This window comes from Desulfoplanes sp. PS50 (genome assembly GCF_053851535.1).
In genome coordinates, this window is record NZ_JBSPZA010000008.1 from 61,187 (window position 1) to 82,567 (window position 21,381).

The window sequence follows — 21,381 nt, forward strand, 5'->3', positions numbered from 1 at the left end:
CAGATCAAGCGGCTGACCAGGTTGTACAACCGGAGATTTCCGCCTCAGGGGGGATATTTACTGGAACAGGCCCGGGAACTGGCTCTGCTCAGCGAGGATATCTCCAGACAGATCGGTCTGGTCATTGACCGCAAGGGTCGGCCGGTCATGGTCGTTATCGGTGAACATGACGCCATGCTCATCCCTGAATTGACCGGTTTCAGGTCCAGTGCCGGAAGACTTCGCGGGGTCAGATTTCTGCTGACCCGGTTCACCGACGCGGCCATCACCCAGGAAGACCTCATGGACATGGTCTTTTTGCGCCTTGATTCCTTTGCCGTACTTTCCATCCATCATGGTATGCCCCAACGGTTGCATTGGGCCCATCTTCTGCCCCAGGGTGCGGGCGATACCCCCTACATGATTCATCCTCCAATGCCCTGGGACCGGGTGGACACGGATTTCACCGCCCAGGCCGAATCTCTGGAGGAAGAACTGGCCAGGACGGGTCAACGGATTGATACCGAGGCCAGGGAGGGAAACGCGCTGCTGGTCAGCGTGGGAACGGATGCCAAAGAGATTCAGGAATCCCGGCTCGATGAGCTCACGGATCTGGCCCATACGGCAGGCCTGCGTGTGGTCGGCAAGATCGTTCAGCGGATCGGTCGGGTCAATCCCAAACATATCCTGGGCAAGGGCAAACTGGCCGAGCTCGAGGTTCTGGCCCTGCAGCACAATGTCGCGGTGATCATTTTTGAGGACGAACTCAGCCCGACCCAGATGCGCAATCTTTCCCGGCTGACCGAGCGCAAGGTGCTGGACCGGACCCAGCTCATCCTGGATATCTTTGCCCAGCATGCCGTGACCAGGGCCGGCAAGCTCCAGGTGGAACTAGCCCAGCTCAAGTACACTCTGCCGCGGCTGGTGGGCAGAAACCGGGCCATGAGCCGTCTTGCCGGGGGAATCGGGGGGCGCGGACCCGGTGAAACCCGACTGGAACTGGATCGACGCAAGATCCGGGACCGTATCTCCCTGCTCAAGGGAGAACTCAAGAGGCTGCGCAAACATCGCCATGCCACCCGGTCGAATCGTGCCCGGGCCGGGGTGCCCATTGTCGCGTTGGTCGGATATACCAATGCGGGCAAGTCCACGCTGTTAAATACCCTGACCCATAGCGGGGTTGTGGCCGAGAACAAGCTTTTCGCCACCCTCGATCCCACGAGCCGGCGTCTTCGATTTCCCCAGGATCGGGAGATCATTCTTACGGATACGGTGGGGTTTATCAGAAAGCTTCCCGCGGATCTCAAGGAGGCCTTTATGGCCACCCTCGAGGAATTGGAGGTGGCCGACCTGCTCATCCAGGTGGCCGATGCCGGCCATCCTGAGGTGGAGGCCCAGGTGGCGGCTGTGGACAGCATCCTGGCCGAACTCGGGGTCCATGAGATCCCCAGGATTCTGGTCCTGAACAAAGACGATCTGCTGGACGATTCCAGGCGGGAGACGGTTGGCAACATCTTTCCCCAGGGATTGTTCATCTCGGCCCGACATCGACCCTCCCTCGCCCCCCTGGTCGAGACGATCCTGTCCCGGATTCCATAACAAAAAGCCCGCATTCATGCGGGCTTTTTGTATGCAGAATATCCAGAAGACCTCATTTCAGAGTGATTTCGATCCGTGATCCGGGCACGTATCCCTTGAGGGTTTCCAATTGGGCCTTGAGGGATCCCGCGATCATGTCCTCCACAAAGGATTTCATGGGCAGGGGATGACCGTTGATGGTGATCTTCATGCCCGTCTTGAAGGCCTTGCATTCGCCGGGCAGGGCCTCCCCCCGTACGATTTCCCGAGCCAGGGTCAGACAGTCGGGGCGACCGCAGGTCTTGCAGTCGAGCCCGGCGAGGATGAATCCCCGGGCCACGACAATCTTGGCCAGTTGCTCCATGGAGGTAAAAGATGTCAGCGGTTCGGCCCCGACTTTTCCCCAGGTTCCCAGGGCCAGTCCATTGTCCAGAGATTCGGCCTCTTCAGGCGATCTGAGAACCAGAATCCTGGGCAGCCAGGTCAGGGATTTACCCCCTTCCACCAGAATCACATCCGCCTTGACCAGGGGAAGGAGGTCCGGGAGATAGCTTTTTCTGGGCCAGAACATGGCCGTTTCCTCGGGACCGATGCCGATGACCTGTTCGCAGACCTGCCCCATGGCGTGGGTGTCGGTCTCGGGTTGGTCGAATCCCACATGAGAAAATTTGACCCCGGCCACGGTATAGCCCATTTTTTTGAGTTCTTCGGCCAGACCAATGGTCAAGGTTGTCTTGCCGGAGTTCTTGTAGCCGATAATACTAATGGCGATAGGCATGCTTGCTTCCTTTGGTTGGTGATGGCGAAAAAAATGCTGTTATCCCGGCAGGACATGGACCTTGTGGGCATGAAAGCCGATGTTCACAGTTTTTCCCGGTTCAATATTCTGGTCAAGGACAAAATGCTTGTCCCAGACTGCCTGCAGTTTGAGTCCGTTCACATCGAGCCAGACATCGAAATAAAATCCCTGGTGGGCGATGTGGGTGATGGTGCCGGTAAAGGTGTTCTCAAAGCCGTTATGGCCTGGACGCAGGGGGCAGATATCCTCGGGACGGATGGCCAGAAACCGGGCAGAAGGATCTCTGTGGGGCGGGAGGATGACCGTCGGCCCCCGGGTCAGGGCCTGGTTTCCCTGTATGGTGGCATCCAGGATATTGCGCATGCCCACGAATCCGGCGGTGAACCGTGAATTGGGCTGGTCAAAGACCTGGGAGACTGCGCCCTGCTGGACGATGCGTCCCTCTTTCAGGATGGCCACCCTGTTGGCCAGATAAAAGACATCGGAAAAACTGTGCGAGACCATGACCATGGTCGTGCCCAGTTCATGGTGGATGGACCTGAGCAGATCCTTGATCTCCACGCGCAAAACCGGGTCCAGGGCTGAAAGGGGTTCGTCCAGGAGCAGGGCCGCGGGCTCGAGGATCAGGGCCCTGGCCAGGGCGACGCGTTGTTTTTCGCCCCCGCTCAAGGTGGTCGGTCTGCGGTGGAGGAGATGTCTGATCCCCAGTTTTTTGACCAGAAATTCCAGATGGCCTGCAACCTTGTCCTGGGGGAGATCGTGAAAAGCGGTTCCGTAAAGGATGTTTTTACGGACGTTCAGATGGGGGAACAGGGCGAAATCCTGATACACGATTCCCAGGCCCCGTTTTTCCGGGGCGAGTCGGGTGATATCCCGGTCGTTGAGGGTGATGGTTCCCCCATCAGGGGGGAGCATGCCGAGCATGGTCTCCAGAATCAGGGATTTGCCCGCGCCCGTTGGTCCGATCAGGGCGAAAAAATCTCCTTGGTCAATGGAAAGGTTGATATCCTCGAGGGAAAAATCCGACAGGATCAGGTTCAGATGGGATATTTCTATCATGCCCTCACCTGTTTCCGGCTGGAGGCAAGGCGCATGGCCACGAAAAGAAGCAGGGAGATGCAGATGAGCCATACGGAAATCGGCTGGGAGTATCGGAGCCCGTAGGCGGTGAATCGTTCGTAAATCAGAACCGGCGCGGTCATGGGATGGTAGGCCACAATGACCACGGCCCCGAATTCACTGATGGCCCGGGCCGTACACATGATCATTCCCAGAACCATGCTCCGCCAGGCCAGGGGAAAGGTGATCCTGAAAAAGGTTTTTCCCATGGACGCCCCCAGGCTGCGGGAAACATTTTCCAGCCGTTTGGGGATGGCCTCGAATCCGGCCTTCACCGTGTTGACGTAAAAAGGCATGCCCACGAAGGTCAGTACAACGATGATCCCGGTCAGGGTGCCCATGATCTCGATGCCCATGTCGGCCAGAAATCGCCCAAAGGGATGATGCCGGCCGACCAGACTGAGGATGGCGATGCCGATGACCGGGTGGGGAATCATGATGGGCAGGTCGATGATCGCCTCGACCAGACTTTTTCCCGGAAAATCGTGCCGGGCCATGAGATAGGCCAGCGGGGTGCCGAAGACGAAACAGATCAGGGCTGCCGCCAGGGAGGTTCCCAGACTGCGGCCAATGGCCTCGAGAACCACGGTGTCGTTCAGGCTTTCCCACAAGGCCGCCCAGGTGGGGGTAAAGACCATTTTGGACAGGGGAAAGACAATCAGCGCGATGAGCGGCAGGCTGAAAAGGATCAATGTCCAGGAGAAGGAATTGGCTTTGATGGTCATGATGCGTCAGGGTTGCAGGGGCGGACCCGCGGGTCCGCCCCTGCACGGGATGGGTCGCAATGCAGGAAGGTAGGATTCAGGGTCGCCGTTCTAATTCTTGACCTCGACCAGAGGCTTCAGGGCCTGGGGAAGCTTGTCGTACTCCGCCTGATCGGCGATGCGGCAGGGGATGAACGGGGGCTGCCCCATGTCTTTCAAGACCTTGAGTCCGCCTTCAGGATCGAGCATATATTTCAAAAAGGCGATGGTCGCCTCCTTATTGGTGCTCTCCTTGATCATGGTGATCCCGTAGGTGCATGATTTGCCTTTTTTGACATTCCACGTCCCTGGCTTCTTCCCGCTCACCTTGACTTCGGCCATCTTGTAGAAGTTATCGAACTTGTAATTGCCCAGGTTGATGTGGTCGTCCAGGGTGATGTACTTGAGCCCGTGCTGAACAGCCACGGAAAGGTATTCCCATGCATAGTCCATGTTGCCGGTCTTGAGCAGGTTGACCAGTTCCACGGATTTGGGACGGACGTTTTTTATGGGCCGGTTGTCCAGGAGGCTCTGATACAACCCCTTGACCCCGTAAAACTTCTCGGCCAGCTGGAGAACCATCAGACTCCGGTAGCCGCAAGGGTCCAGATTGGGGTCGGAATGGCCCCAGACGACGTCTTTTTTCTGGAGAATCTCGTACCAATTGTCTGTGGTTATTTCGTCAGCGTATCGGCTTGTGTCCGTGTAGCAGAGTACGAGCTGGTTGGTGGCGAAACGGATGTTCCAGTCGGCACTCTTGGGGACGAGGTTGTTGTCGATGACCGTGTAATCGGCCGAGGCCATGATGTCCGCATACTTGCCCACCTCGGAGATGAGCCTGGCCATCTTGGTGGAACCGCCGCCTTCACGGAGAACATCCACGCCGGGATATTTGGCTTCAAAATCCTTTTCGATCTGTTCCAGGGGCACGGTCAGGCTTCCGGCGTGGAAAATGACCACCTTGCCTGAAGGTGCGGCCAGGGACGGGGACGAGGACAGGGCGATACCCAGAACAAGGGCCAGAGTCCATACCAAAATTTTCATCTGCTTCTCCTTGGGTTGAAAAATGCAGCCGTCCACAGGGCAATGCCGTCTGCGGACGGCTGCGATTGTTGTGTCATCATAGTCCGAGACGCCTGGAGGGATGAATGGGAATCCGGGACCTTTCGTTGGATAGGATCGTTGAGCCGTTCATCCTTGGATCGCATCCGCAATTCCTGATTGCAGGTTCTTTGATGCGTGCCGGGAACGGGATATATCCATTGCTCACGCTATGATGTCTTGAGTGAAACCAGACATAACTTACAACAATGAGTTCTCGATGTCCATGGATGGATCCACCGTGCAGGAGAATCCGTTCGGTATGGCAGTTTCAATACGGGCAGACCTGCCAAAGGGATGGGAGGAGGGGGTGAGGGGCTGTCAACGGGCGGAAAAGAGCGTAAATGATGAGAACGGGTCAGGTCTCTGCCTGGCGGAGTCGGTTCATAAGGACCCGGTCGAGCTGGAGCCAGGAATCAAAGAAATAGATGTAGCCGCACATGGCCAGCCACATGATATCCCGCATCAGGGTGGTCATGGTCATGGGATCTTCAACGGCATGAAAACACCCGCAGCTGATGGCCGTTCCCCGCCACAGATTGATCCCGATAGCCAGGGTGAACACGAACATGAGCGACCCGATGATCATGATCGCTGCGCGGGATCTGACCCCTGCGATAAGCAGGATGCCGCAGATGAGTTCCAGCCAGGGCATGACCACTGCCAACAGATTGACCGCCCAATAGGGCACGAGCATGTAATTGGCGATATTGGTCGCGAAATCAGCAGGATAACTTATCTTGCTCAGGCTGGCATAGATGAAGATTCCCCCGATATACAGCCTCAGGATGAAGGCGATGTATCGGTTGAAGAGCAAAGCAAGGAATCGTTCTCCCCAGGTTATGGGGATAGCGGGTGTCCTCGATGTTTCCATTCCCTGAGTCCTCCAATGAAAATCCTGACATGTTCATGATCCCTGGATCCCAGCCTGTACGCGATATCCTGATCGTAATGTCGGCTCACTGTCCGTCCGTATACGATGATCGGTCGTTCCAGGTCCTCGTTTCCCAGGAGCATGGGGTACATCATTTCAAAAAGATCGGGAGAGAGATTGATGGCCCCTGGAAGGTGTTCGATCCGGAAAAATTCCTGGGGTCGGGCGTCGATGAGCAATGCCTGCTCGGTCTTTTGATTGGCAACGACTTCCTCGAGCCTGATCTCGGCCACCTTGGAATGTGTCCACTCCTGGGGGATGATGGAGATTCCCTGCGGGCTCTTGTAGTTGAACAACAGGCCAAGAAGGGTCCCCACCAGCAGAATGAGCACGAAATCAAAGCCCGTTGCCCGCTGGATGCGGTGAGATTCCCTGTCCAGGGTCTGTCTGAATTTTTCCCTGGTTTTTTCCAGCACATCAATCGTTTGATGGGCCCGGGTCAGTTTGTCGATGGTCGCTTGGAGTTCGGTGTTTCTGCGTTCGAGATCCCGGTTCAATCGGGTGATGGTGGCAAAGGCCAGCACGTTTTTCATGTGGACCATGAAGCTGGTCATCTGGGCCTGGAAGGTTCCATCGTCATCCGTGCCCTCGGAGGTGACCTGGTGGAAGTGCGAGAATCCGATCAAACCCAGGGTATCCTGCTCAAGGACAAAGAGATGGGCCTGCTCGACCCCCGGGAATTGGAATTCGAGTTGTGCAAAACATCCTGTATCCTGAATCTGTCCGCAGGTAAGCGGCTCCAATGTCTTGGTGCCCAGATTGGATAGGGCGCAGAACATGAGTTTTTCTGCGTTTTCAATGGTGAGCTCGGACCAGGAATACCCCCGTTGGACCTGCAACACCTCTCGGGTGTCGCGTCTGAGCAGGATCAGAAATCCCTGTTTGGCCCAGCGGATGCCGAGCACGTGCAGGAGAAAGGAACGCATGATGGTTTCAGGTTCACCCAGCTGCCTGAGTTCCTTGTTCACCTCGTTTAAGGACGACAACTCCAGGATTTCTCTGTCGAGTTCCTTTTCCTTGCCTTCCAGACAGGTTACAGCGTCTGCCAGGCTCTTGTTTTTCTGACGGAGCTCATTGTTCAGCTGCTGGACGTGGCTGGTCAGAATGGCCGATCCCAGAGAGGCTGTCAGGGTCGGGACAAGGGATGTCAGGATGAACCGCTCGTCAGGCGTGAATTCCTCGTTGGTAATTTTTTTCCCGAGCGCCAGAACGCCTTGATACCGCTCGTCAATGGTCCATGGAATAATCAGAGAGGTTTCAAAGGGAAAGAAATCCATACCCAGGCTGGTTGCGTGCAGAACAAAAAAGGGGATCGCCGGCCCCTTGGTCGAGTCCTCGGAATGCAGAACCTCGAGTCGATCCTGAAGATGAATGAGATTTTCCTGGAGCCGCTCTCTTTCCTGATCGGTGACATTGCGTCCGATAACGTTTCCGGTCTGTCGTTCCCGGTCAACCAGCCCGATCACCCCCTGGGAAACACCCAGGGGTCCCATGACCATGAGCAAGAATTTTTCCATGATCTTGACGGGTTGTCGCAGACCGACCAGTTCCTGGGAGGTATGAAAAAAGGAGGTGAGATAGAAAAGCTGCCTGTCCATCCCGTTATCTACCGATGGTGCAGGGGGAGATTCCATGATCACCTCGTCGGGATTTTTGCCGTTGCGGGTCATGTTGGGAAGCGGGCTGTCAGAGCACCAGTTTTTTGATGGTCCGGTAGAAGGAATCGACATCCTCGATAACCCCGAGGTGGGTGAATAGTACGGTTCCATCGGGCCGTAGAAGCATGGTGAACGGGGTCAAGGGTTCGGCAAGTGCCTTGTGCACGGTATAGTCAGGGTCTTGAAGAACAGGAAAGGGATATTGCTGAGTTTTTGTGAGCAGATCCACCTCGGGCTGGTTGCCTCCGGCGGCCACGGAGAACATCTTGACCCGATTTTTGAGTTTGCCGCGTTCGATGCGGGTATGTACATCTTTGAACAGCGGAAGTTGTCTGTAGCATTGGGGGCAATAGACACCGATGATCTCGAGAAAGATGAGATCGGCCTGGATATCGGCAAGCGTGAAGTCTTTTGCAGCAGCGTCGATACCGAGATAGGCCATGTCTTCGGGTTTTCCGGGAAGGGAAAAGGTTATGGGGGAGAGAGACTGCCCGGGTTCTGGAGGGGATTGAGCCAGGGAGGGTGCGGCAGAGGCAAAAAAAAGTGCCAGGCTTATTGTCGCGATCCAAACTCTCGGCATTTGCATGAAAACTCCTAGGGGTTACGCCTGCGCGGCTTCTTCGATGGTATCGTAGATAGTCACCAGATTGGTCATTCCCACGAGGGAAAAGACCTTGCGGAAATTTTCCGACAATCCCGAAATACTCACGGGTACGCCCTGTTTTTCGCTGTCCAGGAGCAATTGGGTCAGGATAGCGATGCCCGCACCGTTGATGGAGGCGTTCTCGCTGAAATGGAGGATGAGCTTGTCCCTGTTGAGTGCCAACGCCTGTTTGTAGGTTTCCTGCAGAAAGGGCTCGGAAAGGGAGGTGATGTTTCCCTGGAGGTTGATGACGGCATAGCTGGCATGATCTTCCAGAGAAATTTCATCCTTTTTCGATTGATTGATGTCGATACGTTCATTGGCCCGCTGCAGGGCCTGTTCCAGGGCGTGACGCTGGATGGGTTTGTTGAGAAAGTCCGTGGCGTCCAGATTCAGGGCCTCGATGGCCAGATCCATATCTCCGTGACCTGTGATGACGATGACCTCTGTGGACGGATCGATTTTCTTTATCCTTCGTAAAACCTCGATGCCATCCATGCCCGGCATTTTGATATCCGTCAAAACAATGGGCGGTTTGTGCGTCTTGAAAATCTCTATCCCCTCTTCCCCATTTTCAGCGGTCAGCATCTCGTATCCGTAAACGTTCAAAAACAGGCCGAACATTTTGAGGGTGGGACGTTCGTCGTCAATGACAAGAATTTTTTTACTCATGCACTCGCCTCCGGTTCTTCGGGCACGGGAAAGGAAATGGTGAATTCTGTCCCTTGGCCCGGCGTGCTCTTGATCCGGATATCGCCATTGTAATCCTTGATGATTCCGTAGGTGATGGCCAGGCCGAGCCCCATGCCCTGCCCTGTTTCCTTGGTGGTGAAAAAGGGCTCGAATATACTGTTGATAACCTCTTCGGGGATACCGATGCCGTTGTCTTCAATCCTGACGGCCACCCGATTGGACTCTCGTCCGGTGGTCACTTTGATCCTGCCGGAAACATCCTTGCCTGTCTTCAGTTTTTTTTCAACGATGGCGTCTCTGGCATTGGTTATAATGTTGAAAAAGACCTGTTGCAAACGATTGTTGTGGGCGACGATCAACGGGAGATGGGTCCCCAGGTGCAGATCGAAATCGATCTTTTCCAGGAGGAACTGACGCCGGACAATGGAGAGCACCCCTTCTATGGGTTCATCGATGTTGATGCGTTCTTTGAAAATGGTTGATTTCCGACCAAATGCTCTGAGATTATTGATAATATCTGTGGCACGATCGACCTGCTGACAGATGTCCGTGGCCACCTGACTGACCAGATCCTTGGGGATCTCCCGGTCATCCTCCAGGGACATCTCCAGGAATTCACTGCCCATCTTGATGGCGTTAAGGGGCTGATTCAACTCGTGGGCGATACCGGCGGACATTTCGCCCAGGGTTTTCATCTTGCTCGCCTGGATGAGCTGGGCATCCTTTTCAATCATCTCGGTAATATCTGTTGCCGAAACGATGATGGCCTGTTTCCCCTTGTAACTGATGGGACAGGCATGGGCATTGACGTAGAAAGGAGATCCGTCCTTTTTGTACTGGATCATCTTGAGAAATTGGACGTAATCTGAGGCATGGTCGCTTTTTTCAAAGAACTTGGTGAAATCTTCGTTTTGTTCGGACCCCAGATCGAGAAAGGACCTGCCGATGAGTTCCTTTTTTTTAAAACCATAGATTTCTTCAGTCCGTCGATTGGCATCGAGGATGGAATAGGTGTCGCTCTCCACGACAAATATGGGATCCGGACCGCTGTCGAACAGGGAGCGATACTTGCCCTCGGATTCCTGAAGCCGCTTACGGTACAGGCGGATGCTCCAGACCATGTTCATGAACGAGTCGGCCAGCTGAAGGACCTCGTCCCCTTCGCGTTTGCGATAGAACACACAATTTTTGCAATTGTGCAGCAATTCCTCGTTCTGACCATTTTCACCGAGTCGGCACTGCTGGTCGAAATGCCAGCAGGGAACATTGCTGTCCCGATAGGCGGGACATTGCGATGCGTCCCATCCTTTTTCCCTGTCTCCAAGATTCAGGTTGATGTTCGTATCGAAGTTCCCCTTGCTGATTTCGTCGGAAATGCTGGTCAGCCGGGTCAGGGGGCGGGTGATGTTCTGGGCCAGACGATGGCTGATAAGAAAGATGATCACGATGACCGCGGAGATGAACCCCAGAAAGGTGATCCTCAGTTTGGAGACCAGATTGTCCATGTGCTGTTTGCTGAGCCCCACGTGGGCCGTGCCGATGCGGTAGATTCCCTCCTTGATGGGCACGGCGATGTCATAGGTAGGATGGCGGTCGAAATTGATGAGTACGACGCTGTGCTCCCTGTCCGGAGGGACCTGATTGGCCTGGGACATCTCCTCGGGAAAGGGCTTGGACAGGGTGTGGCTGAGTATCTTGTTGTCCCGATCGGTTACATAGATGTAATTGATCATGTGCTGGCGTTCGAGAAGGGTCGCTTCGTCAAAGATCAATGCCAGGAGTTTGGGGTAGTTTTTGTCGAGCACATACCCCCCGCCGCGTTCGGCAATACTGTGGGCAATGGCGATGCCGCGGAGTTGGAGTTCCGAGGAGAGGCTGGAGACCAGGATCCACCGGGCCAGCAGGGCGATGGTCGCGCTGATGATCAGAATGACCACCAGAATGGAAAAAAAGATTTTGTTTTTCAGACTCTTGTGAGAGAACTCCTTGATATGGCGGGAGATGCGCCCGGGGAGTGACCTGGGATTCATTGGTTACCTCCCGGAATGTCCTCGAGGAGTTCGAGCCAGTTGTCGAAGAGTTCGAATGTCCCGTTGACCAGCCGGGTGAAATAGACCCGCTCCATGCCCTGGTGGTCGGTCGGACTGAAATTGATGACCGTGTCCCCGCCCAGATGGAAACTCTGCAGGGATTCGATGGCGGTGATGAAATTGGTCCTGGTCAGGTCCGGCCCCGCCTTTTCAAGGGCCTCGACCAGGACCTTGGCGTTGATATATCCCTCCAGGGCCACGAAATCCGCTTTGCTTTCAGGAAAATAGCGGGCCAGAAGGTCGGTAAATTCCGTGGCGTCACCAAGCAGCCGTTCGGTTTCAGGCCCGGCCACCGGAGGAACGACCTGGGACATGATGATTCTTTCCCGGCTCTTGGGGCTGAAGTGACGGGCAAATTCCTCGGCCCCGACAAAGGAGACCGTATAGAAGATGGGATTGAAATTCCTCGAGGATGCCAGCCGGATGAATTTGGCACAGGGATCGTACGTCCCGATCATGACCACGGCCTCGGCTCCGGAGGAGGCGATATGGTCGAGACCTTCCTCCACATCCATGGTCCCCCGGATATAGGATCCCCTGGCAACCGGAGCCAGGCCGTATTCCTTCAAGGCGAGCTCCGTGCCGGTCAATCCGTCGAATCCATAGGTGTCGTACTGGTAAAAGACCGCAATTTTTTTCAGTCCCAGATCCTTGACCATGTGTTCTACCGCGGCCTCTGTCTCCTGGTAGTAGGAGGCCCTGATATTGATGATATATTTGTTAAAGGGCACACGCAGGGCATTGGCCCCGGTGAACATGCCGATCAGCGGAATCTGGGCGTCCTTGACCAGGGGGATGATTTTGACCGTGGTTGGTGTGCCCACGTAGCAAAACAGGCCGAAAACCTGGTCATCGATAATCAATTTCTGGGTGTTGGCCAGGCATTTGGGAGGGTCGTAGCTGTCGTCGTAGGTAATGATCCGGATTTGTCGGCCATGCACCCCGCCCTGTTCATTGACATGCTGGATATAGGCCTTGGCCCCGACGGAGATCTGACGCCCCAGATAGCTGGCGTGACCCGTAAGCGGCAGTGAGGATCCAAAAACCACCTCGGTGGGGGTTACCCCAGGAGAAAGTTTGTCCGGATTGGCTGTATATTCATTGGGAGTGCATGCGTTCAATCCGAGTGTAAAGGCCGATACCGCGAGCCAAATGGCAAGAATGATCCTGCGGTGTGGTTGCATGATGTCTCACCTGGGGCAAGAGGTGGTGGTCAGTTGATACTGATTCCTGGTGCTCGTTAGCGGTGTATGCCGGCAGAAGATTTCTGCGGCCCTATCCCAGTCCTTGTCCGGGCTGCATGATCTGACCAGTGAGGGTGGTTTCATACCCTCCCAGAGACTCGATCTGTTCCTTGATGGTGTCCTGGCGGATCATGGCCAGCAGGGTGTGGATCTTGGGGTCGTCGAAATGGGCCTTGGGGATGAGCAGATCATAGCGTTCCCTGGCCAGTGGGGCGAACCCGAGGCCCAATGCCCTGGCAGCGGCAAAGATGCCCAGACCGCAATCGGCCGCACCTGTGAGCACATTGGCGGCCAGGGCCATATGGGTGAATTCCTCGCTTGCATATCCCACGATATCCGCAGGGGACTTGCCGGCCTGTTTCAGGGCGTGGTCAAAGAGGATCCGGGTTCCGGCCCCGCGCTGGCGGTTCACGAAGCGGGCTTTTTGTCGGACAAGATCCTCGATGGAGATAATTCCCATCGGATTGCCTGGAGCGACAATAAATCCCTGATGACGGATGGCCAGATTGACCACGATCAGGTCCATGTCGGGAAGATATTTGCGGATAAAGGGAAAATTGTAATCTTCGGTTTCCGGGTCAAAGAGATGGGCTCCGGCAACCATGGTCGATCCGGATTTGAGGGCCATCAGTCCGCCCATGGAACCCACATGGCTGGAGGCCAGGTAGAGGGGATCTTCCAGCCCCATGAGTCCGTTGGCCAGCAGATCCACGGTGTTGTCGTGGCTTCCGATGACCAAAAGGGTCTGCTCGAGTTCGGCCCTGGGCACCAGCAGCCGGGCCGTGAGCGTGGCGCCCTGTTCCACCCCTTCGCTGGTGGCGGGGATGGAGGTCACCCCGTGGGCCCTGGTCAGAGTGGTGATCATGCCCGCCCCCCGCGCCAGGGGGATGGCCACGTTCTTGTCGCCGACCCGGCCGATGGCCAGTCTGACCCGCTCTTCGAGTCCCAGCTTGGAGGGGACCTTGCGGGCCATTTCCACAGAAATTTCCGGGCGTTCCCAGACCCTGGCCCGGGAGAGCCAGGCCACGATGGTACCGAGCAGTTCCTCGATGCAGACCACCGCGCTGACCGGATAGCCGGGTACGCCGACCACGAGCCGTCCCTGCACCGTGCCGAGAATGGAGGGTTTGCCCGGCATGACCGAAATCCCATGGACCAGCACCTCACCTAATTCATTGATCACTGATTTTGAAAAATCCTTGCTCCCGGCCGATGAGCCGGCTCCCACGACGACCACATGGGCACCCTGGTCGATGGCTCGATTAATGGCAGTTTTCAGGGCATCGGGATCATCCGGCACAGGGGAGACGCGTTGCGTTGTGCAGTTCCAGGCACTGGCAATGGCCAGAAAGACCTGGGAATTGCTCTCGATGACCTGGCCGGATTGCGGGGCAGGACGGGTGGTGAAATCCAGGACCTCGTCACCCGTGGGGATGATGGTCATGCGCACGGGCTCCCAGACAGCGATCTCCCAGATTCCGGCACTGAGCAGGGCCCCGATGTCGTAGGGCGACAGGGTGTGGTTCTGGGGAAGGAGCAGCTCCGTGGCCACGATATCCTCGCCGATCCGCCGGACATGCTGCATGGGGAAGGCCCCTTTTTCAATGGTCACGCTCTCGCCCGTGTCTTCGAGGATCTCCTCGATCATGATCACCGCGTCCATGCCCTCGGGCAGGGGATTGCCCGTGTTGATGGGGAGATAATCCGTATCCTTGGCAAGCCGGACGGGGCTGCCTTCCCGGGCGGCAAAGGTGGACGCCGCCTTGACTGCGATTCCGTCCATGGCCGCGGAATGAAAGGTGGGGGAAGAGGTCTTGGCGTACACGGGTCGGGCCAACACTCTGCCACATGCCTCGTGGGAAGGAATGGTCTCAAGGTTGATCAACGCGTCCCGGTCCAGGGCCGCAGTCACCTTGGCAATGGCCTCGGGAATGGACATCAGATCGAGATAGATATTTCGTTCCATAAAGAAATCCTCAAGGGTTGGAGGAAGTGTGCAGTATTATAGTACGCAGTAGGCAGTACGCAGTACACAGTGCGCAGTGCGCAGTACGCAGTGCGCAGTATGCAGTACACAGTACGCAGTGCGCAGTACGCAGTACGCAGTGCGCAGTGCCCAAGGCGCAGGGCGCAGGGCGCAGGGCACAGTGTACAGTACACAGTACGCAGTACACAGTACGCAGGAAAAAGATTGTTTACTCGTTATGTTGGACGTATTTTGGGATGGTGTCTCCATCCGAGTCTGATTATTTCATTGCCCCTGCTCTTGGGTATGGGCATGTTTTGTACTGCGCCCTGCGCACTGTGCCCTGCGCACTTTTCCTTCATATCATCCAGACCATGACCTCGCTGCCGGCGAGCAGTCCTTCGCTTTCGGCCGGGATGCGTACGAGTCCGTCGCAGTGGACCAGGGTCTTGAGCAGGCCTGATTTCCCGGTTCTGGGGACGGCCTGGGGTGTTTTCGTGTTTTCGGGATTCGTCAGCTGGACCCGGACATAGTCTTCGCGTCCCTGTTTGGAAGATACATTGGTGGCCAGGGTGGCCGGAATACGCGGACGCAGTGAAATATCCAGGGCCCGTTTGTGCCCGCCGAGATGATCCAGCAAGGGGCACCCGAAAATGAGCATGATCACCTGCGCCGAAGTGACCTGGCCGGGCAGGCCCATGATCGGCTTGCCCTTGACAGACGCCAGGATGGTCGGCTTGCCCGGGCTTATTGAAACCCCGTGGGCCATGATTTTTGCATCGGGCAGGGAGAGGATGGCCTCGATAGTCAGATCCCGCGTACCCACGGACGATCCACCGGAGATGAAAAGGGCGTCGTTTTCAGCCAGCCCTTGTTCCAGAACGGTCGTGATGCTCGTGAGGTCGTCTTTGACCAGACCGTAGGGGGTGGTCAGGGCATTCACCCGGCCCAGCAGACAGGACAGGGTGGAGGTATTCACATCCCTGACCTGACCCGGTTGCGGGGTTTGATGGACCTCCACGAGTTCGTCGCCTGTGGAAATGATCCCGGCCCGAACCTGTTTGAACACATCGATCTTCGTGATACCCAGTGCCGCCAAAAGACCTATCTCCTGGGCTCGAAGACGCTTCCCTCTGGAGAGCACGATCGATCCTCTGGCAACATCTTCTCCTGCGAGCATGACATTGTCTCCCGGGACCACGCTCTTGCGGACCTCAATGGTCCCGGCGCCGAGTTCCTGGCAGTATTCGACCATGACCACGGCGTCACCCCCCTCGGGCAGGGTGCCGCCGGTGGTGATACCCATGCATTCGCCATGGGCAAGGGGGGCTTGTGCGAGTTCGTCGATTTTAAGGTCGGATCTGTTTTCAAGATAGGCCGGGTTGGCTTCGCTGGCCCCGAAGGTGTCCTGGGCATGAACGGCGAAACCGTCCATGGAGGAACGGTTTGCCTGGGGGAGATTTTCGGGCGACTCGATGTCTTTGGCCAGGATCCGGTGGACACCCTCCTGGAAATCGATCCGTTCCTCTTCAACCAAATGAAATGTTTGGAGAAGATCGAGAAAAGCGCAGGGGGAAATAACCTGGAAGAAATCCTGTTTCATTATGAATATGCCTTGAGTGATATATGTACGTGTATGTTCCTGTTCATGTACCGGATGATAGGGAAATTTGTATGCAAGAACAAGGGCCAGATGGCAACCGGTCAGTTCTCCCCGGCAGAAATCATCTCATTCGGATCGCAAAACACGGTGAATCGCGTGTTCCGGGAAAATCCAACAAGGGTTACCCGGTGATCTTTCGCCTGGTCGATGGCCCCCATGGTCGTGGCGGATCGACTCACGACCATGGGCAGGTCCAGGCGAATGATTTTGCGCATCAATGAGCCGGTCACCCGCGAGGAACAGAGAAGTGCCAGGTCATCCAAGGGGCGGTTTGTCTGGACGGACCATCCCGCAAGTCGGTCAACGCAATTGTGCCGGGCGATGTCTTCGACAAAGTGTACGATCGTGGCTGTCTTGGGGTCGAAAAGGGCCATTCTGTGAAAACAGCCGGTGGTTTCCCACATCCCGGGGCGGGAAAAAAAGAGGTCCATGGCCGGAAGAAGAGCCCTGGAGGAGATGGAGAAATCCATGGATCGATTGCCGGGCTGCTCACGAGAACAGGGTTTGAGAAAATAGGTGTTTTGGTTCACCTGATCGATAACCGGAATCTGACCGGAAGAACTCCATTCGACAAGGGCGTGACCGAGCGCGAGCATATCCAGATCATGGGGAAAGGCCCACAAGGTCGTTTGTTTGCCGGGCCAGGCCAGATTGATTCGGGTCTCTTGAGGAATAGTGTCTTCAATTTTATGCCAGGCATTGTCATGAAACCTGCGGCATGGGTAGGTGGTGATAGGTGGGGAATTCATGAAATCGTCCTCTGATGTACAGCAAGGGGGAACAAAATCTTTGTTAACTGCTTGGTTTTATGCAGACTCGTGGAGTAATATCCGGACAGAAAGGAAAAGTCCATGGACGGGGGCACAGCAGCCAGGACGCATTTGTTCTCATGCAAGTACCTGAAATATGATAGCCGGCCTGTTCCGTTCCGGCGGGGGGATAGATTCTTCTATGCCACTTTCGGCATATAAGTTTAAGATCATTTGATTTTTTTTAAAAAGATCTTGCATCATCGAGAAATGTTGTGCTAAATAGGTGACTCTATTCATTAGGAAAAACTGGCTGCTACTGCGTATTCCCACGTCCGGGGATATGCATTGGAATACCATGGATTCAGGTTCTGACCTGTAACCAAAGGAGGAAAAATGAAACGCAGAGTGTTTCTCAAATTTTCGGCGATGGCCGGAACAGTCATGGCGCTGGGTGGTTTGGGCATCAGTCTCAAACCGACCCTGGCCCGGGCGCAGCTGTTGAAACTTCGCTGGGCCAAGGAAACTACATCTGTCTGCTGCTATTGTGCTGTGGGGTGCGGACTTCTGGTTCACACCTCCAAGGACGGGTTGAACCGGTCGATCAATGTCGAGGGCAACCCGGATCATCCCATCAACGAAGGCTCGCTGTGCGCCAAGGGCGCTTCGATCTGGCAGCTCACGGAAAACGATTCCCGTGCCCTGCAACCTATGTACAGGGCGCCCTTTAGTGACAAATGGGAATATGTTTCCTGGGAGTGGGCCCTTGATCAGATCGCCGACAGGGTCAAAAAGACCAGGGACGCGACCTTTAATCACAGAAATCGCAAGGGTGAAGAGGTCAACCGGTGCGACGGGATCGCCAATGTCGGTTCTGCCGCAATGGATAACGAAGAGTGCTGGGTGTATCAGGCATTTCTGAGATCCCTTGGCCTGGTCTGGATCGAGCACCAGGCACGTATCTGACACAGCGCAACTGTTGCGGCTCTGGCAGAGTCGTTCGGACGCGGTGCAATGACCAACCACTGGATCGATCTGAAGAACAGTGACGTCATTCTGGTAATGGGCAGTAACGCGGCTTCCAACCATCCCATCTCCTTTAAATGGGTCAACAAGGCCAAGGAGAACGGGGCCAAACTGATCAGTGTCGACCCGAGGTTCACCCAGACATCGACCCAGGCGGACATCTACGCCCCCCTGCGCGGTGGAACCGACATCGCCTTCCTCGGCGGGATGATCAAGTACATTCTGGATAACAAGCTCTTTTTCCAGGAGTACATGGTCAATTACACCAATGCCTCCTTTATCATCAACAAGAAGTTCGCATTCAAGGACGGGTTGTTTTCCGGATATACGGAAAACGCTCCCGGAAGTGCCTACCGAGGGATTTACGATAAGTCCTATTGGGCCTTTGAACGGGACAAGGACGGCAACCCCAAAAAAGACCCGAGCCTGAAGAACAGCAGGTGCGTGTTCCAGCTGCTCAAGAAGCACTTTTCCAGGTACAATGTGGACAAGGTTGCCGACGTTACAGGTACGCCCAAGGACAAGATCCTTGAAGTCTACAAGACCTATGCGGCAACGGGCACGCCGGACAAGTCAGCCACGATCATGTACGCCATGGGCTGGACCCAGCATACCGTGGGTGTCCAGAACATCCGTTCCATGGCCATCATTCAGCTTCTTCTGGGAAATATCGGTGTGGCCGGCGGCGGCGTCAACGCCCTGCGCGGCGAATCCAATGTTCAGGGCTCCACGGACCATTGCCTGCTCTGGCATATCATCCCTGGATACCTCAGTGTTCCCAAATCGAACCTGCCTACTCTCAAGGCGTACAACGAAGCCTATACCCCGCACAGCAACGATCCCAAGAGCGCCAATTGGTGGCAGAACTACCCCAAGTACTCGGTCAGTCTGCTCCGGGCCATGTACCCGGAAACGGACCAGGAAGTTTCCTATACCTGGCTGCCCAAGGCCGAAAGTGGCAAGACCTATACATGGCTCCAGCTTTTCGATGCCATGGATAAGGAAGAATTCCGGGGATTTTTTGCCTGGGGACAGAATCCCGCCTGCAGTGGTGCCGATTCCAACAAGACCAGACGGGCCATGACCAAACTGGACTGGATGGTCAACGTAAACATCTTTGACAACGAAACCGGTTCCTTCTGGCGTGGGCCCGGCATGAAGCCCAGTGAGATCAAGACAGAGGTCTTTTTCCTGCCTTGCTGTACGTCCATTGAAAAAGAAGGTTCGATCACCAATTCGGGCCGCTGGATGCAGTGGCGCACGGCCGGTCCCAAACCCATGGGACTGACCAAATCCGACGGGCATATCATTTGTGAGTTGGCCCAGAGGGTCAAAGACAAGTATCTGGAAGACGGAGGTGCCTTTGCCGGTCCGATTCTGAATCTGGATATCGACACCTGGCAGGATGATCACGGGTTCAATGCCGAGAAGACGGCCAAGCTGATCAATGGGTATTTTCTCAAGGATACCACTATCAAAGGCAAAACCTACAAGAAGGGCACCCTGGTTCCGAGCTTTGCCTTTCTCCAGGATGATGGCTCCACCAATTCCGGGAACTGGTTGTATTGTAATTCCTTCACGGAGAAAGGAAACATGGCCGCCCGGATGGACAAGACCCAGACAGAGATGCAGGCCAAGATCGGTCTGTATCCCAATTGGGCATGGTGTTGGCCTGTCAACCGAAGGATTATCTACAACCGGGCTTCCGTGGATCTCAAGGGCAGGCCGTATGCCTCTGAAAAACCGGTCATCGCCTGGAACGCTGCGGCCAAGACATGGGAAGGCGACGTGCCCGACGGCGGATGGGCTCCCGGGACCAAATATCCTTTTATTATGCGCAAGGAAGGTTTCGGGCAGATTTACGGTCCGGGGCGCAACGACGGTCCGTTCCCCGAGCACTATGAACCCATGGAATGTCCTGTGGACAGGAATCCCTTCTCCAAACGGCTGCGCAGCCCCGTTGCCCTGCATTTCGACAACGAGGAAAAGGCTGTCTGTGATCCCAGGTATCCCTTTGTCTGCAGCACCTACCGGGTTACCGAACATTGGCAGACCGGACTTATGACCAGACACACCCCCTGGCTGCTGGAGGCTCAGCCCCAGATGTTCTGTGAAATGAGTAAGGAATTGGCTAAACTGCGCGGGATCGAGAATGGAGAAAAAGTCATGCTCGAAAGTGTGCGCGGCAAGCTCTGGGCCGTGGCTATTGTAACCTCCCGGTTCAAGCCTTTCCATGTTCTGGGTAATACGGTCCATCAGATCGGCATTCCGTGGCATTTCGGCTGGCAGTTCCCTCAGGACGGAAGCGGAGGCGACGCAGCCAATCTGCTCACCCCGGCCGTAGGTGATCCCAACACGGGAATCCCGGAAACCAAGGCGTTCATGGTCAACGTACGCAAAGCAAAGGAGGGTGAGATCAATGCCTAAAGCATTTCTTGTAGACCTCTCTCGGTGCACGGCGTGTCGGGGTTGCCAGGTTGCATGCAAGCAGTGGCACAAGCTCCCGGCAGAAAAAACAAAAAACATGGGCAGTTACCAGAATCCTCAGGATCTGTCCTTCACAACTTATAAACTGGTCAGGTATACGGAACAGGATGCCCAGGACGGCGTGAAATGGCTCTTTTTTCCCGAGCAGTGCCGTCATTGTATTGATCCGCCCTGCAAGTACATGGCCGACGATTATGACGAACGGGCGATCGTCCAGGATCGGGATACCGGTGCGGTCATCTTTACCGATTACACCAAAAAGCTTGGTGACCTCGACCCCCTGGATCTCTGCCCGTACAATATCCCCCGCCGTGATCCCATAACCGGGGTCTGGAGCAAGTGTGACATGTGTCTGGACCGGGTTCAGAACGGGCTTTTGCCTGCCTGCGTTCAGGCCTGTCCCACCGGAACCATGAATTTTGGAGAACGGGATGAGATGCTCGCCCTGGCTGAGAAACGCCTGGCCGAGTTGAAGAAAGACTATCCCGATGCGCAATTGCTTGATCCGGACAGCGTGGGTACGATCTATCTCTCGATCTATCCGCCCTCCTGGTATCACAATTTTGCCGTTGCTTCGGCCAAGTATCCCAAAACCATGAACAGGGCCCAGGCCCTGGCAAAAATCTTCCCGGCCCTTAAACGCCGGGTTGGATAGACACCCTCCCCTTGTTGCTGGACCGCCCACTGTGTGGGCGGTCCTGTTTGGAGAAACCATCATACAAAAAGGGCATCCCGTTACGGGATGCCCTTTTTGTATGTTTGAGCGTGGAGGGGGGATTGAATAAATTTAAGAGAGTCGAGAAAATTGAGAGGGTCAACGATCAAGACACAATAATTACCTGAAATATGATGGCCGGCGAGAGAGTTTCAAATCGCCCGAAGCGGGGTGAGCCGGCCATGCGAACAACT

16 protein-coding genes are annotated in these 21,381 nt (G+C 55.5%); 3 read left to right on the forward strand and 13 right to left on the reverse strand.

What is annotated here, in order from left to right; translation table 11 throughout:
• Nucleotides 1–12 precede the first annotated feature (12 nt).
• A complete protein-coding gene (gene hflX / locus ACTVJH_RS05405) occupies nt 13–1,578 on the forward strand; it encodes a GTPase HflX (protein WP_455988350.1) in 1,566 nt (521 codons plus the stop codon).
• 52 nt (nt 1,579–1,630) lie between these two features.
• On the opposite strand, the gene ACTVJH_RS05410 is transcribed toward hflX, so the two are convergent.
• The 13 genes from ACTVJH_RS05410 to ACTVJH_RS05470 all read right to left on the reverse strand — a co-directional run bounded on the left by ACTVJH_RS05410 (nt 1,631) and on the right by ACTVJH_RS05470 (nt 16,959).
• On the reverse strand, nt 1,631–2,335 hold the full coding sequence (locus ACTVJH_RS05410) for a molybdopterin-guanine dinucleotide biosynthesis protein MobB (protein ID WP_455988251.1): 705 nt from the start codon (nt 2,333–2,335) through the stop codon (nt 1,631–1,633).
• Between the two features lie 39 nt (nt 2,336–2,374).
• Entirely contained in the window at nt 2,375–3,415 is a 1,041-nt protein-coding gene (locus ACTVJH_RS05415; RefSeq protein WP_455988253.1) for an ABC transporter ATP-binding protein, read from the reverse strand.
• Nucleotides 3,412–4,200 carry an ABC transporter permease gene (locus ACTVJH_RS05420; protein WP_455988255.1) on the reverse strand — a complete coding sequence of 263 codons (789 nt, stop codon included), beginning with the start codon at nt 4,198–4,200 and terminating at the stop codon, nt 3,412–3,414. The genes ACTVJH_RS05415 and ACTVJH_RS05420 overlap by 4 nt, the downstream gene beginning before the upstream one ends.
• 90 nt (nt 4,201–4,290) lie before the next feature.
• Nucleotides 4,291–5,262, reverse strand: a complete 972-nt coding sequence (wtpA, locus tag ACTVJH_RS05425; protein ID WP_455988257.1) for a tungstate ABC transporter substrate-binding protein WtpA — start codon at nt 5,260–5,262, stop codon at nt 4,291–4,293.
• 415 nt (nt 5,263–5,677) lie between these two features.
• Nucleotides 5,678–6,193: a MauE/DoxX family redox-associated membrane protein gene (locus ACTVJH_RS05430; protein WP_455988259.1), complete on the reverse strand. Its 516-nt coding sequence runs from the start codon at nt 6,191–6,193 to the stop codon at nt 5,678–5,680.
• On the reverse strand, nt 6,160–7,887 hold the full coding sequence (locus ACTVJH_RS05435; protein WP_455988261.1) for a rhodanese-like domain-containing protein: 1,728 nt from the start codon (nt 7,885–7,887) through the stop codon (nt 6,160–6,162). Before ACTVJH_RS05435 ends, ACTVJH_RS05430 begins: the two co-directional genes overlap by 34 nt.
• Nucleotides 7,888–7,939: 52 nt before the next feature.
• Entirely contained in the window at nt 7,940–8,497 is a 558-nt protein-coding gene (locus ACTVJH_RS05440) for a peroxiredoxin family protein (protein ID WP_455988263.1), read from the reverse strand.
• 15 nt (nt 8,498–8,512) lie between these two features.
• Nucleotides 8,513–9,226 (reverse strand): response regulator, encoded by a 714-nt coding sequence (locus tag ACTVJH_RS05445; protein WP_455988265.1) that lies wholly within the window; start codon nt 9,224–9,226, stop codon nt 8,513–8,515.
• On the reverse strand, nt 9,223–11,277 hold the full coding sequence (locus ACTVJH_RS05450) for an ATP-binding protein (RefSeq protein WP_455988267.1): 2,055 nt from the start codon (nt 11,275–11,277) through the stop codon (nt 9,223–9,225). Before ACTVJH_RS05450 ends, ACTVJH_RS05445 begins: the two co-directional genes overlap by 4 nt.
• Nucleotides 11,274–12,521: an ABC transporter substrate-binding protein gene (locus tag ACTVJH_RS05455; RefSeq protein WP_455988269.1), complete on the reverse strand. Its 1,248-nt coding sequence runs from the start codon at nt 12,519–12,521 to the stop codon at nt 11,274–11,276. Before ACTVJH_RS05455 ends, ACTVJH_RS05450 begins: the two co-directional genes overlap by 4 nt.
• A 91-nt stretch (nt 12,522–12,612) precedes the next feature.
• Entirely contained in the window at nt 12,613–14,547 is a 1,935-nt protein-coding gene (locus ACTVJH_RS05460; RefSeq protein ID WP_455988271.1) for a molybdopterin biosynthesis protein, read from the reverse strand.
• A 358-nt stretch (nt 14,548–14,905) separates the two neighbouring features.
• Entirely contained in the window at nt 14,906–16,150 is a 1,245-nt protein-coding gene (locus ACTVJH_RS05465) for a molybdopterin molybdotransferase MoeA (protein WP_455988273.1), read from the reverse strand.
• A gap of 101 nt (nt 16,151–16,251) precedes the next feature.
• Complete coding sequence (locus tag ACTVJH_RS05470; protein ID WP_455988275.1) at nt 16,252–16,959, reverse strand: formate dehydrogenase accessory sulfurtransferase FdhD; 708 nt, start codon at nt 16,957–16,959, stop codon at nt 16,252–16,254.
• A 396-nt stretch (nt 16,960–17,355) separates the two neighbouring features.
• On the opposite strand from ACTVJH_RS05470, the gene fdnG reads away from it, so the two are divergent.
• Entirely contained in the window at nt 17,356–20,412 is a 3,057-nt protein-coding gene (fdnG, locus tag ACTVJH_RS05475) for a formate dehydrogenase-N subunit alpha (RefSeq protein WP_455988277.1), read from the forward strand.
• Nucleotides 20,405–21,127 carry a 4Fe-4S dicluster domain-containing protein gene (locus ACTVJH_RS05480; protein ID WP_455988279.1) on the forward strand — a complete coding sequence of 241 codons (723 nt, stop codon included), beginning with the start codon at nt 20,405–20,407 and terminating at the stop codon, nt 21,125–21,127. Before fdnG ends, ACTVJH_RS05480 begins: the two co-directional genes overlap by 8 nt.
• Nucleotides 21,128–21,381: the final 254 nt, after the last annotated feature.

What these genes read in the sequence shown, in the direction of transcription:
- ACTVJH_RS05420 (WP_455988255.1), bottom strand. Translation starts at nt 4,200, where the DNA reads ATGACCATCAAAGCCAATTCCTTCTCCTGGACATTGATCCTTTTCAGC.
- ACTVJH_RS05435 (WP_455988261.1), bottom strand. Translation starts at nt 7,887, where the DNA reads ATGGAATCTCCCCCTGCACCATCGGTAGATAACGGGATGGACAGGCAG.
- ACTVJH_RS05440 (WP_455988263.1), bottom strand. Translation starts at nt 8,497, where the DNA reads ATGCAAATGCCGAGAGTTTGGATCGCGACAATAAGCCTGGCACTTTTT.
- ACTVJH_RS05415 (WP_455988253.1), bottom strand. Translation starts at nt 3,415, where the DNA reads ATGATAGAAATATCCCATCTGAACCTGATCCTGTCGGATTTTTCCCTC.
- ACTVJH_RS05480 (WP_455988279.1), top strand. Translation starts at nt 20,405, where the DNA reads ATGCCTAAAGCATTTCTTGTAGACCTCTCTCGGTGCACGGCGTGTCGG.
- ACTVJH_RS05470 (WP_455988275.1), bottom strand. Translation starts at nt 16,959, where the DNA reads ATGAATTCCCCACCTATCACCACCTACCCATGCCGCAGGTTTCATGAC.
- wtpA (WP_455988257.1), bottom strand. Translation starts at nt 5,262, where the DNA reads ATGAAAATTTTGGTATGGACTCTGGCCCTTGTTCTGGGTATCGCCCTG.
- ACTVJH_RS05430 (WP_455988259.1), bottom strand. Translation starts at nt 6,193, where the DNA reads ATGGAAACATCGAGGACACCCGCTATCCCCATAACCTGGGGAGAACGA.
- ACTVJH_RS05465 (WP_455988273.1), bottom strand. Translation starts at nt 16,150, where the DNA reads ATGAAACAGGATTTCTTCCAGGTTATTTCCCCCTGCGCTTTTCTCGAT.
- ACTVJH_RS05410 (WP_455988251.1), bottom strand. Translation starts at nt 2,335, where the DNA reads ATGCCTATCGCCATTAGTATTATCGGCTACAAGAACTCCGGCAAGACA.
- ACTVJH_RS05450 (WP_455988267.1), bottom strand. Translation starts at nt 11,277, where the DNA reads ATGAATCCCAGGTCACTCCCCGGGCGCATCTCCCGCCATATCAAGGAG.
- ACTVJH_RS05455 (WP_455988269.1), bottom strand. Translation starts at nt 12,521, where the DNA reads ATGCAACCACACCGCAGGATCATTCTTGCCATTTGGCTCGCGGTATCG.
- ACTVJH_RS05445 (WP_455988265.1), bottom strand. Translation starts at nt 9,226, where the DNA reads ATGAGTAAAAAAATTCTTGTCATTGACGACGAACGTCCCACCCTCAAA.
- ACTVJH_RS05460 (WP_455988271.1), bottom strand. Translation starts at nt 14,547, where the DNA reads ATGGAACGAAATATCTATCTCGATCTGATGTCCATTCCCGAGGCCATT.